This window comes from Micromonospora marina (genome assembly GCF_900091565.1).
GTDB lineage: Bacteria > Actinomycetota > Actinomycetes > Mycobacteriales > Micromonosporaceae > Micromonospora > Micromonospora marina.
On sequence record NZ_FMCV01000046.1, the window covers coordinates 1 to 11,538 of the forward strand.

Annotated in this window: 12 protein-coding genes, 1 tRNA gene and 3 pseudogenes; 5 read left to right on the forward strand and 11 right to left on the reverse strand. The window is 65.9% G+C overall.

Annotated features, from left to right (window positions below; all coding sequences use genetic code 11):
- The first annotated feature begins 152 nt into the window (after positions 1 to 152).
- Positions 153 to 437, forward strand: a complete 285-nt coding sequence (locus tag GA0070215_RS27395; RefSeq protein WP_018787151.1) for a type II toxin-antitoxin system Phd/YefM family antitoxin — start codon at positions 153 to 155, stop codon at positions 435 to 437.
- Complete coding sequence (locus tag GA0070215_RS27400; protein WP_091046349.1) at positions 434 to 688, forward strand: Txe/YoeB family addiction module toxin; 255 nt, start codon at positions 434 to 436, stop codon at positions 686 to 688. Before GA0070215_RS27395 ends, GA0070215_RS27400 begins: the two co-directional genes overlap by 4 nt.
- Positions 689 to 883: 195 nt before the next feature.
- Here the strand turns inward: GA0070215_RS27400 and GA0070215_RS27405 are convergent.
- From GA0070215_RS27405 to GA0070215_RS29945, 3 genes and pseudogenes are all read right to left on the reverse strand, one after another.
- A tRNA-Lys gene (locus GA0070215_RS27405) sits at positions 884 to 955 on the reverse strand.
- 420 nt (positions 956 to 1,375) lie between these two features.
- Positions 1,376 to 2,279: pseudogene (gene trpS, locus GA0070215_RS27415) on the reverse strand (tryptophan--tRNA ligase); the annotation flags it as partial.
- Between the two features lie 59 nt (positions 2,280 to 2,338).
- Positions 2,339 to 2,647: pseudogene (locus GA0070215_RS29945) on the reverse strand (DUF6933 domain-containing protein); the annotation flags it as partial.
- Between the two features lie 150 nt (positions 2,648 to 2,797).
- Between GA0070215_RS29945 and GA0070215_RS27420 the strand changes: the two are divergent.
- Complete coding sequence (locus tag GA0070215_RS27420) at positions 2,798 to 3,937, forward strand: hypothetical protein (protein ID WP_091051682.1); 1,140 nt, start codon at positions 2,798 to 2,800, stop codon at positions 3,935 to 3,937.
- Positions 3,938 to 4,008: 71 nt separating this feature from the next.
- Here the strand turns inward: GA0070215_RS27420 and GA0070215_RS27425 are convergent, their stop codons facing one another.
- Positions 4,009 to 4,578, reverse strand: a complete 570-nt coding sequence (locus GA0070215_RS27425) for an NADAR family protein (protein ID WP_026267875.1) — start codon at positions 4,576 to 4,578, stop codon at positions 4,009 to 4,011.
- Between the two features lie 99 nt (positions 4,579 to 4,677).
- On the opposite strand from GA0070215_RS27425, the gene GA0070215_RS27430 reads away from it, so the two are divergent.
- Positions 4,678 to 5,031, forward strand: a complete 354-nt coding sequence (locus GA0070215_RS27430) for a hypothetical protein (protein ID WP_036345417.1) — start codon at positions 4,678 to 4,680, stop codon at positions 5,029 to 5,031.
- A gap of 6 nt (positions 5,032 to 5,037) precedes the next feature.
- A complete protein-coding gene (locus tag GA0070215_RS27435; RefSeq protein WP_091051686.1) occupies positions 5,038 to 5,529 on the forward strand; it encodes a hypothetical protein in 492 nt (163 codons plus the stop codon).
- Here GA0070215_RS27435 and GA0070215_RS27440 read toward each other — a convergent pair.
- The 7 genes and pseudogenes from GA0070215_RS27440 to GA0070215_RS27470 form a co-directional block, all read right to left on the reverse strand.
- Positions 5,513 to 5,872, reverse strand: a complete 360-nt coding sequence (locus GA0070215_RS27440) for a hypothetical protein (protein ID WP_091051689.1) — start codon at positions 5,870 to 5,872, stop codon at positions 5,513 to 5,515. The genes GA0070215_RS27435 and GA0070215_RS27440 overlap by 17 nt on opposite strands.
- 275 nt (positions 5,873 to 6,147) lie before the next feature.
- Positions 6,148 to 6,615, reverse strand: coding sequence for a DIP1984 family protein (locus GA0070215_RS27445; RefSeq protein WP_091051692.1), 468 nt, complete (start codon positions 6,613 to 6,615; stop codon positions 6,148 to 6,150).
- A 126-nt stretch (positions 6,616 to 6,741) separates the two neighbouring features.
- Positions 6,742 to 8,463, reverse strand: a complete 1,722-nt coding sequence (locus tag GA0070215_RS27450; protein WP_244167178.1) for a hypothetical protein — start codon at positions 8,461 to 8,463, stop codon at positions 6,742 to 6,744.
- Between the two features lie 627 nt (positions 8,464 to 9,090).
- Positions 9,091 to 9,402 (reverse strand): HD domain-containing protein, encoded by a 312-nt coding sequence (locus GA0070215_RS29410; RefSeq protein WP_341845033.1) that lies wholly within the window; start codon positions 9,400 to 9,402, stop codon positions 9,091 to 9,093.
- Between the two features lie 42 nt (positions 9,403 to 9,444).
- Positions 9,445 to 10,113, reverse strand: coding sequence for a DUF4145 domain-containing protein (locus GA0070215_RS27460; RefSeq protein ID WP_091051696.1), 669 nt, complete (start codon positions 10,111 to 10,113; stop codon positions 9,445 to 9,447).
- Between the two features lie 467 nt (positions 10,114 to 10,580).
- Positions 10,581 to 11,012: a hypothetical protein gene (locus GA0070215_RS28265; RefSeq protein ID WP_141708275.1), complete on the reverse strand. Its 432-nt coding sequence runs from the start codon at positions 11,010 to 11,012 to the stop codon at positions 10,581 to 10,583.
- Positions 11,013 to 11,261: 249 nt separating this feature from the next.
- Positions 11,262 to 11,538, reverse strand: a pseudogene (locus GA0070215_RS27470) (IS701 family transposase); the annotation flags it as partial.

Genomic DNA, 11,538 nt, shown 5'->3' on the forward strand with positions numbered 1-11,538 from the left:
CCACCTCGCCACGATCACCGGTGATCCGCTGCCGCTACGCCCGCGCCGCTCCTGAGCCTGATCGACAGTTCAGGGCCAGACGTCGGACCATGTGACGAGGAGCCTCGGCAGACTTGTACAATTTGTTGTACGTAACGTTTGGAGGCGGCAGCATGCGCACCGTTCCCTACTCAGAGGTCCGGCAGAACCTGGCCAAGATGCTCGACCATGTCGTGGACGACGCCGAGGAAGTGGTGGTCACCCGTTCCGGCCGGGAGGCCGCGGTCATCATCTCGCTGCGCGAGTACGAGTCGTTGAAGGAGACGGCCTACCTGATGGCCAGCCCCGCCAACGCCCGCCGTCTGAATGAAGCCGTCGAAGAGCTGCGTAACGGGGGTGGGGAGATGCACGACCTGATCGACCCCGACGCCAGTTCAGGCGAGGCATCGGCAGCGTGAAGGTCCAGTTCGCCGGCCGAGGCTGGGAAGACTATCTGACCTGGCAACGAGATCGCCAGATGCTCAAACGAGTGAACGCCTTGATCGAGGACATCCGACGCAACGGCCACCAGGGCATCGGCAAACCGGAGCAGCTCCGCGGAAACTGGGCGGGATTCTGGTCGAGACGCATCGACCAGGAACACCGCCTCGTATACCGGATCATGGACGACACAGTGCAGGTCGCCCAGTGCCGCTACCACTACGAATGAGGTAGAGGACCACGCCCTCCGCCGAGGGACACGGCCCTGCGGCGGCTGCGTGCCGTCGTCATGCGACTTGCCGTACGACAACATCCCGGCCCGTCCAGCACCGCGCCACCGTGGTCAGCCACAGTCCGCGTCGAGAAGCCGAGCCGAGCGTCACCACGCGGCGCGGGCACCGGTTCCCATGAAAGATCAACAAGGTGGGCCGCCTGGGACTCGAACCCAGAACCTAAGGATTAAAAGTCCTCAGCTCTGCCATTGAGCTAACGGCCCGTCGTGCCATCAGGCTACCCGATCACCCCGACTCGGGTTGATGTCCGCCGGGGCGCCAGATCGCTGCCGATGGCGGTCCGCTCCCCGCCTGGCCGCCGGTGTCGGTCCGAGGCGGTCGATGGCCTCGTCAAGGCTCCACACGGCGGGCGCCGCCGTGACGATGACGTCAAGGCCGGCCTCGGCTGCGGTGCCGAGCACGGCCGGGGTGTGCGAGGCGAAGTGCTTCGTCATGAGGGCGTGCCGTTGGGCCTGCACGGAGGAGCTGACCCTTGGGTTGCGGGTGACCTTCGTGGCGACAGCCGCACCGCCGGGTTGCCGCAGGAGGAACACCTCAGCGCCCGAGGTTCCCGACCTGATCGTGCGCAGCAGGAAGCTGCCGGCCTGCCGGCCGGCTTCGTGGCGACTCATGAGCGTCCTCTTCTACGCGGTGGTGGCTGCGGGTTTACGGGACCGTTCGGCCTTGCGGCGGAGCTGTGTGTAGACGCCGGCGAGGCCCATCGCCTTGCGCGCCTCGAACATGGTCTGCTGGACCTCGCGGCGGGTGCGTTCCGTACCCTTGACGATCAGTTCGTCGACCAGGCCCTTGTCAGCCTCGTAGCGGGCGCGTCGCTCGCGCATGAGGTCGAGGAACGCGTTCAGCGCGGTGGCGAGCTTCTCCTTGACCTCGACGTCGCCGACCTTCCCCTCGCGGTAGCGGCCCTTGAGGTCGTCAACCTCGGCCCGGTTCGGGTTGAAGACGTCGTGGTACTTGAACACCGGGTTGCCTTCAACCGTGCCGGGCACGTCCGCGCGGATCCGGTTCGGGTCGGTGTACATACCCATGACCTTGCGGCGAGCCTCGGCCGGCTCGTCGGAGAGTGCGATGGCGTTGCCCAGGCTCTTGCTCATCTTGGCTCGGCCGTCGGTGCCGACCAGGGTGGGCGTCTCGGCGCTGACCAGGTCGGGGACGGGGAAGACCTCGCCGTAGAGGTGGTTGAAGCGGCGGGCGATCTCCCTGGTGACCTCGACGTGCGCGGCGTTGTCCTTGCCGACGGGCACCACGTGGGCCTTGACGCAGAGGATATCGGCGGCCTGCAGGACCGGGTAACCGAGCAGGGCCGTACGGCATCTCCTCCTTGCCGGCGTCGCGGGCCATGTCCTTGAGCGAGGGCACCCGCTCCAGGCGCGGCACGGTGACCAGGTTCTGGAAGAGGGTGTTGAGGTCTCCGACTTCCTGGATTGCCGACTGGAGGTAGAAGGTGGCGGCATCCGGGTCGATCCCGGCGGCGAGGGAGTCGACCACCATGTCCCGGGCGTTCTGGGTGGCCCTCGCGATGTCGTCGCGTCACGCCAGGTGCCGGCGAGGAAGGCGAACTCGTTTATGACGCCGACGATGCGGCGACTGGCAGTCGGCGTGATCCGCCACTGGCGCATCTGGTCGACCTCGGCGCGGGTAACCAGGTCGGGCACGCCGCGGGCGGCGAGCACGTCGCCAACCTGGTCGGCGACCCGGGCCGGCATGGTGGCAGCCGGCGCGAGAGGCATCAGCGCCGGCAACAGCGCGCGCTCGTTGACGAGCAGCGCGACCTGCGGTCGCCACGGCAACATCGTCGCGTACCAGTCACCGAGCAACGTCGTGGACTCCTCGACGTCGTGCGAGGCGGATAGACCGATGCGTTGGCGCAGCTTCGCGGTCGCACGCAGGACGAACATCGGCCCATCATCCCGCGTGCGCGCGTCCGCCACCTGGCACCGGGCCAGGGCGGCTTTACGGTACGTCGTGCGGCGTCAGCGAGTCTCGCTGGCGTGCAGTGGGTCGACGCGTACCGGCACGGATGATTTTCATGGCGAGGGGGACCAGCGGTGAGTGAGTACCAGTACTACGAGTTCGTGGCGGTCGACCGGCCGTTGACCTCGGTGCAGCAGCGTGAGTTGCGGGCGTTGTCGACGCGGGCGCGGATCACCTCGTCGAGTTTCGTCAACGACTACCAGTGGGGTGACCTGAAGGGTGACCCGCGGGAGTGGATGCAGCGGTACTTCGACGCGTTCCTGTACCTGGCGAACTGGGGAACCCATCGGGTGGCGCTGCGGCTGCCGGTCGCGGTGTTGGACCCGGGCACGGCCGCACAGTACTGCGTCGGACGATCGGCCTGTTCGTGGGCGACCCGTACCCACGTGATCCTCGACCTGCACAGTGAGGACGAGGAAGGCGACGAGGATGAGGAGTACGACGGGGCCGGTCGCCTCGCCGCGGTCCTTCCCGGGCGGGCGGAGTTGGCCGCCGGGGATCGGCGGTTGCTGTACCTGGTGTGGCTACTGTGCGTACAGAACCGCGAGCTGGCGCGCGACGAGCCGGAACCGCCCGTCCCGCCTGGCCTGGGCGACCTGTCCGGGCCGCAGCGCGCCCTGACCGACTTCCTGCGGCTGGACCCGGAGCTGCTCGCCGTGGCGGCGGAGGGGAGCGCTCCGCTGAAAGAGAAGGCGCCGTCGGGGGCGGCGTTGTCCCGGTGGGTAACATCGCTGCCCGAGGCGGAGAAGAACGACGTCGTCGTACGGCTGATGCGCGGCGACGCGCGCCTGCGCTCGGAACTGCTTGCCCGTTTCCATGGTGCGGCTCCGAACGAGGGCGTTCGGACCGGCCGTACAGTCGGGGAGCTGTTGGCCGCTGCGGAGGAACGCTGGTCACGACGGCAGCAGCTCGCCCGGCAGCGTGAGGCGGCCGAGCGGGAGCGTCGGGAGCGGGCGGCTGCCGCTGCCCGTGAGCAGCGGCTGAACGTGCTCGCGGGCCGGCAGGAGCAGGAGTGGCAGCGGGTGGACGCGATGATCGAGACGAAACGACCGAAGGAATACGACGCCGCCGTCGTCCTGCTGGGCGATTTGAAGGCGCTGGCCGATCGGGACGGCGACGTCGAGGTGTTTCGGCAACGGATGCGGCTGTTGCGGGAGCGGCATGCCCGTAAGCCGAGCCTGCTGGACCGGCTCGACCGGACCGGGCTGAGCTGAGCTGACTACAGCGGGGACGATTCAGGCTGCTACCGCTGGCGACGGCGGTGAAGCCGCCGTGAATCTTGAGGTCATCCTGCATCGAGGTGTGCGCGGGCGCGCATCAGTGCGAATCCGAGGAGGTTCGGGCCGCGCCACTGGGCGGGATCATGCACGCGTGGGTCGGTGGCGGCCAGGCCGATGCCCCAAACGCGATCCACGGGGCTGGCTTCCACCAGCACGCGGGTGCGCGTGTACGACAGGTACTGGCCGAGGTCGGGGTGCTGGCTGAACTTCGCCACGTTGGCGGCGACAACCAGGTCGAAGCGGTGCGCGTCCCACACCGCTTGGTCGAAGCCGCGTACCTGCCGGCCCAGGGTCTTGACCGCGCCCGGATGCGACGCGGCCAGCATCTGCTCGGCGATCGCCTCGTCACCGAACAGGCGCGCCTTGCCGACCATCATGTAGTGCTCCGCCGTGGCATATCGGATGCCGTCCACGACGAACGGGGCCGGCCACCACTGGCTCAGGCAACCCGGTCCGATGCTGCCGTCGGGTTGGGGCTGATGGCCCCAGAAGAACAGGTACTTGAGGCGCATTTTCGCAGCGACGAGCGCCTGCAGCTCGGGCAGGCTGCACGGCAAGGAATCCGTTTCAGGCACGACCAGCAGGCTGCCAGACCCACGCGGTGCGGCACCAGCGCCTTTCGCGACTGCCGGTACCGTACCTCGATCTGACAGAGGAGAGCTGTGGTGACGGAGATGATGACGCTGTGGCGGCCGACCGGCCCACAGGAGCTTGAACTCGTCCGCGCGTCCGGTTGGAGGGCCTGGCCGGCGCGGCTGCCCGACCAGCCGATCTTCTATCCCGTCCTCAACGAGCAGTACGCGATCATGATCGCCCGGGACTGGAACGTCCCCGCCTCCGGGGCCGGCTACGTCACCCGGTTCCACGTCGACCAGGAGTTCGCCGCCCGCTACCCCGTCCGGCAGGTCGGCGGCCGCGACATCCTTGAGCTGTGGGTACCGGCCGAGGAACTCGACGAGCTCAACCGGCACATCGTCGGGCTCATCGAGGTGGTCCACGAATTCCGCCCGGTCGAGCAGGCCGAGTGATCGGCGGTGGACGCCACCGAACGACTCGTACGGATTCGGCAGCTACTGGCCGGGCTGCCAGGCCTGTACGGCAACGGCCAGGTATGGACCGTGATCCGATCCACCGACACCAGCGGCCCCTTCCCCGACGCGTTCGCGTTCCTGACCAGCGTCGGCGTCTTGGATACTGGCGGCTCGGACGGCACCTCGCCGCAGGCCCCGCAGGACGCGGCGCAGCTGTCGGCGCGGTTGAGCGAGGCGAGCCAGCATGTTGCCCTCGACTTACTGATCGGGATGACCTCACGCACCCTCGCCTACGGTGCCCGGGGTCGATACCCGGAGGAGCGCGCTCGTGATGTGTTCCGGGCACTGGTGAAGCTGCTGGGCCATGAAACCCGTTGGTGGACGAACACCGACTTGGTCTCATGGGAACCGGTCACCCGACACGTCATGGACGCGTTCGTGATCGGCATGGGCGGCGGCGTCATGATCGCGGTACTGGCTACTGACGAAGACTGAGCCACGACTCCCTGCGTGCCTGACGACATCTCCGCCACCCGTAGGCTCGCGCGGTGACCGCGTACGACATCGCGTCGGGCCGGACGACTCTGGCATGCTCGACATCCTGCTCGACATCCTGCTCGACGACATCGTGGACCGGTTCGTCGAGTTCTGCGGCGACTACTACGAGATCGAGGTGGACCGGGCGGCGGTCGCGCACGTCGTCGCGCACCGGCCCCTCACCGACGCGGAGGTTCGCGCCCTGAACCCTCAACTCACTGTCGCCATGGCGCACGAGGACCTCGTCGCGATCGGTTACCCGGTAGCCGCGCCGCAGCGGATGCCTGGGTGCGTCCTCCATCGCTCAGTCGCGCGTGAGCGACGGCGGCCAGAATCGGCCGGACCTTGGTGTAGGAGGTTACGGAAGTCCCCTGTCCCACCCTCGCCGTCGTGGATCTGCACCCGGTGGTGTGCCGTGCCCTGTGCGCCGTCACCTGTGTGCTGTGCTGGGCGTGCGATGTATGCCGGGGAATCGAACCCCTGCGCCTGCCCTCGGCGCGCCAGGAGTGAGCCGGATTACCCGCCGGCTCGCGGGTTCGTGCACGCCTCCACGTCGGCTACCTGCTCCGCAACCCTTCAGTCCAGCAGCTCGACCTCCCAGTTCGTCCGCTGGATCAACGTGTCCACCTCGCGAAGCTGCCGGGCAAGGTCATCCGCCTGCCGGCGCAGTTCGGCCACCGGCAGCGCCGGAATCATCTTCAACTCCGACCGCAGCTGCCGATATCCACGCTGACCTTCACCCGCAGCGGCGTCCGCGGCGGACGTGACCACATTGTGCCGCAGACGAAGCACGTCGCGACGTGCGAGCGCGTCCGTGAGCGTGCCCACCCCGTCCACGGCCGTGGCCGCGTTGGTGCGATTGATCCGCCGGATCAGCGACTCCAGCTCACCGAGTGCAACGCCTGCCTCCGCGAGGAGAGCCGAGGCGTCCTCAGCCGGTGCCTCACCCTCCTGGTAGCGGGCGCTGGCCGTGATGCGGGCACGGAGTTGTTCGGCGCGCCGCGCCGCATCCGCGCGCAGCGCCAGGGCCTCAGCAAGCTTCATGGGCACCAGTATCGCCAGCGAAGATCAGTACGCGCTCCCAATTTCCTCCCGATCCGGTCCGCCTCCTGAAGGCCCGCGACAGGAAGGCGGACATTCAGCCGAGAAACCGGGCGGAACCGGGTGCACTCAGTCCAGCAGCCCTCTGGTGCGGCGGGACAGTTCGGCGAGCCGGTTATCGGCCTGCTCCCGGCGGAGTCTCACCCAGTCCTTGCCTTCTGCGGCGACTCCCTCCAGCACGTGCAGGGTCTGGTGGAGGCCCGAAGCGTCGACGGTCAGGTCGGTGATGGAGCTTGGGTCCTCGTTGGGTTCGGTCGATTTGGTGTCCGTTCCGGTCACCTGGACCGTCATCTTCTCGCCGCTGTTCAGCGTGAGGTGGAACGTCGGCTTGCGCAGAACCAATCCATCGATCCGGACGGCGGAGATCGCGTGGAATCGGTAGTTGAGCCGCTGCGTGTCGCGATGGCCAGCGCGTCTGAAGTCCAGCACGAGGTCGACCTGCCGTACGCCATCCTCGGTGAGCAGGAAGAGCAGGAGTCGGTAGTGGGAGTACCGCCACGGACCGTCCTCGGCGCGCCTCTTCCGAGCCGACTTCGCGGGTGCTTCCAGAAAGGCGTGCGCCACGACTTGGCCCGGCTGGAGCCGGAACTGCTGCAGGGCCTGATCAGTGATGACCTTGCGGTCGCACTCCAGCCAGGCGGCCATCTCGGTGTCCGTCGGCCTGTCGGCGAGTTTGGCCACCCAATGTTCGTACGCCTTTGCCCGTCTGCCCTGCTCAGCGGACCGGTGAGCGCTGTCGGCAGCAACCCGCCGATACTCGGCGACTATGCGGAACGTCGCCCGCGTGGTGACAACGGCTGTTGGCACGGTCAGCACCAGCCAGAGCATGCCGGGCAGGACGGCAGCCGAGAAGACGGCTGCCAATGCCGAGACAAAACCGGTGATGAGGGCGACGACGCCGACGACCTGCAGCAGCCAGGTCCGAAGCGGCACACGCAGTTCTTGGCGGTATTCGGTCAGCGTCCCTTGATTCCAGCGTGTCCTGACGTCACTCGCCAGGTACCTCACCAGCCAGGCCACCCGGTCGGCGTTGATGCGCTCTTCTCGGTAGGCGTCGACCACCTCGTTACGCAGGTGGCGGCGGATCCCGGCGGTCTCATCGAGCCACTGGGCGCTGGCCATCCCGTCGGGCTTGTAGCGGGCGAAGTAGTGGGTGAAGAGGCGGTCGATCTTGCCAGCGAACCCGCCAGGCCTCGCGTCGGTGCGCTGACGACGGGGTGGGCGAAGCTCGCTGTCCTTCGCCTGCCGGTAGCGGTGCCTAAAATACCGGTCCGCCCCTGCGATACCGAAGATCGCCAGACCGGCCACCGCGCTGTACAGGCCGATCAGCCCGCCGAGCTCGCCGTTGGCTGCCAGCAACGCCGTCAACTTGCCTGTCGCCAGCAGGAGCAGCGATCCGCCGACTCCGACCTTGACGCGGTCCGACATTGCGATGGCAGCCGGCGTGACCGGCCGGGTCCTCGCCCGCGCGGGCGTGGGATGGAAGAACTTCCACGCTCGACCGAGCCGGTCGTCAGCGGTCCGGTTCTCTCGCGCATGGGCTACGGACCTCTGCCACAGCCGGTCCCGCAGTGCTCCTTCGAGCGCTATATCCAGATGGTCGAGGATGTATCCCTGCTGGCGAGGGGGCAACGATTCCAGATCCTTCGCCGCCGTTTCCGGCACGGCGGCGTCAGTCGAACTCAGCAGCCTCAGGATCGCCCGGAGCCCCAGCGTCCAATCGTCACATTCGTCGAGATCAGGCGGGTCGCTCCAGATCGCCAGGAGCCGCTTCCACTCCTCGTCCTCCAACTGGCGGGGGTCCGCCCACTGAGCAGGGCGACCAGTCGATAGAACTGAACCCGAGGAGTGATGGGGAAGCCACGGGTGACCGCTCGTTCGATGTGCTGCCGCGCGGTGTCGAGCAGGAACCTGTCGAGGTATCGCACACCGGCCTCGAACTCGCCCTCGGGCGTGGAATCGGGGTCCGCAGGCGCGTAGTGGTGATGGTGGAAGCCACCCTCCACGGAGCCCACCTGGACGCCGACATATGCGTTGTCCTGGGCGACGTTGCGGGTGGACTGCGACGTCATGCCATGCCCCTCGCGGCCGCGATGATCATCGCCAGCCTGGCCGCCAGCTCGGAAACATCGAGCACCAAACCTCGCAGCCGTTTGAGGGAGACCAGGAATCCGCCGCGCCCTAGGCAGTAAGCCGTTCTTCCGTTCGACGGACAGCCTCTAACAGCGGCGCTTCCGCCTTCACCCAGAAGCGCGTTACTAAGTCATCGGGACCGTAGCGCGCACGAATCTCGGCTAGACGCTGTTCTGTAGTTAGATTCTGTCCATCTGGGCCGGTTGTCATATCTGCGAACCACAATGCGTCAGAAGTTGCGGATTCCTCTCTTGTGAACTCAGAGGAAAGAGCGTCGAGTAGCCCTCACTCAGCCGCCTCATAAGCAGCGCAGGAGTGGTAGGCGACCAAACCGGCCAGGCGAGGTTCAAACCCGTTTCGGCGCAACCAGCGAGCACCATCAAGGGCATGGAATCCAGTATCCCGGATCTCCGGCGAATAGCCAATATCGTGGAGGAAGGCCGCCGCAACGAGCAGGTGTTGATCCTCGCCAACCAAACCCGACAGTGAGCGCGCCTTCGCTGCCACTCCCTGGACATGAGTCCAGCGACGAGGAAGGGCATCTGCCAGGTGGAGTTGGGCTGTCGCCCTCGCAACTTCTACACCGTCTGCATCCACTACGCCAGCTTAGACGTCACGGGAGTGGATAGCTAGCGGCAATCAATGAGTGCTTGCCTGATGGGGAAGCTTCGCCTCGCGCCGCTTCTTGAACTCTTCGAAGCGCCTCTTGTAGACGTAGATATGGTCTAGCAGCGCCTCTGCGAAGTCGAGCGCGTCATTGGCGTCTTCTCTGCTAACTTTGCGGCCAGTGTAGTGGGCCCCCTGGTTCCCCAATACGCGCAAGCCGTCCGCCCAATCCGCGATACTAGTATCGATTAGGCCCTGATCCCTCATCTTGGAAATCTGTCGTACGAGGTTTCGTTCTGCAATTCCATTGTCGACGGCAATGCCTTCGAGGGTTCTCCTAACCATTACTACAGTCGCCGTGTACGCTTTAGTGTCGAAACATGTGCGTGCTTCCTCGAATTCCTGGCGCAGTTTCTCGGGTATGTCGCTGCTGAGCTGTCGCCTAGCGGGGTAGACGAATTGCGGAACTTCGCCAGGTGAGTCGAAAGGCCAAATGTCGCGAACCTGCAAGGATACTTTGTCGCAGTTTTCGCATTGGAGCAAAGTGAACTCAAAAGACATGGGGTAAGTCTCGACTGCTGGATCATCCGAAGACTCTTCCGCCTGCCCCTTGACCTTTTGAATGGCTGGCAAGTTGCAGTGTGGGCAGATCATGACGAGCGGCTCTGCCGGCGGTGTGAGCGGAACTTCCGTCTCAGACATGCCTCGATCTTCACATTGGACTCAGGTTGAGGCCAGAGACGTGTGAGAACTTTCTGTACGGGATCAAGGCGGCCCGCTTCGCGGACCGCTCGCGCCGCCGAACCAGGGCCGGACCGATGGCCCGCCGCTCGCGCCTTAGGCCTTCGGCCACAGCGCGATCGGTGATAGCCCGCCGGCGGCGCGACATACGAAGAAGCCCCGGGCCGCCATGATCAGTGGCAGTTCCGGGGCTTCACGTTAGACGAGACACAGGCAGTGCCTCCGGCGGGGCGCTCGGGCGCTCTGGGATGGTGGCGCCATCCCGACAACCTTCGTCCGGGCAAGCCGAGCGGGTGGGGCCTGCCCGGTCAAGGTCGTTCAGACGGTGGGGTGCTCCACCTTGACCGGGCAGGCCCCACCCACTCCACCGAGGTGCGGACGAAGGCCGACGGGATGGCTGAGAGGGTGCGAGACGACTACCATCGCGCCTAAAACGGCGGTTCAGAGATGATGGCCTCTTGGAGGTGCGGGTAAGAATAATAGCCACCCGCCTTATCGAACGATTGCACCGCCTCGCGAAGCCCCCACCATTCCGTCGAGCATTCAGTGAAACGCCCTAGAGTTAGGTTGAAGAACTTCAGCATGAGATCGGGCATCCCCGAGGCGAAGTGAATCTGATTGTTGGCGATAAACGCAGCTATTACCGACTTGACGTCCCCAACGCTCATCTCCCGCGCGACCGGCAAGATCAAGCGGTCCATATTTTCCTCGGCAGTCCTAAAGCTTTTCGATTCCGAGAAGACTTTGATTGCGGCCTGAGTAAAGTTCAACCCTGGATTGAGTGACGCAACGTCCAGGAGGTTACCGACGTTGAGCCTTTCCCGTCTCTCATTTACGATATTGGCGATTTCAGTTGGCAACCGCCGAGTGAACAACCCATGGTCTAGGAGGGATCTCAGCTCCGCTCCTTCAACGGCCGCCTTGACTCGATGATGCGAGGACGGCGGCAGTGCTCGCCAGGCGAGTTCCAGATCCCCCAGAGCGCCTGCAAATCGGATAAGCTCCGTAGGCGTAAGGCCAAGGCCCTCCTCTTTGCTCTTGACAACTCTATCAAGCGCATAAGTCAGCAAATCTGGCTCGATACGCTCTAGTACGGCAGCCGCCATTTGCTAGGTGAGCAGGGCGTATTCGCGGTTGAGGCGGGTGCGTTGGTGGTGCCAGCGGGCGCGGGCCTGGTGTCGGCGTCGCCAGGTGAGCCAGTCGATGGCGTGTCCTGGTGGTGGTGGGTGGTGCAGGGCGTCGGCGAGGAGTCGTCCGACCTCGGGCACGGTGAGCGGGATCAGTCCGGGATCGGCCGGTGGTGGCTGGTCGGGTGTGGTCGGTGGGGGTGCCTGGCTGTCGGTACGTTCCCGTAGCGCGGCGGCGGTGACCGTGCAGACCGCGAGG

Coding starts and splice junctions, on each gene's coding strand:
- GA0070215_RS27460 (WP_091051696.1), bottom strand. CDS start 10,113: ATGTCTGAGACGGAAGTTCCGCTCACACCGCCGGCAGAGCCGCTCGTC.
- GA0070215_RS27395 (WP_018787151.1), top strand. CDS start 153: ATGCGCACCGTTCCCTACTCAGAGGTCCGGCAGAACCTGGCCAAGATG.
- GA0070215_RS27440 (WP_091051689.1), bottom strand. CDS start 5,872: ATGGAGGACGCACCCAGGCATCCGCTGCGGCGCGGCTACCGGGTAACC.
- GA0070215_RS27430 (WP_036345417.1), top strand. CDS start 4,678: ATGATGACGCTGTGGCGGCCGACCGGCCCACAGGAGCTTGAACTCGTC.
- GA0070215_RS27445 (WP_091051692.1), bottom strand. CDS start 6,615: ATGAAGCTTGCTGAGGCCCTGGCGCTGCGCGCGGATGCGGCGCGGCGC.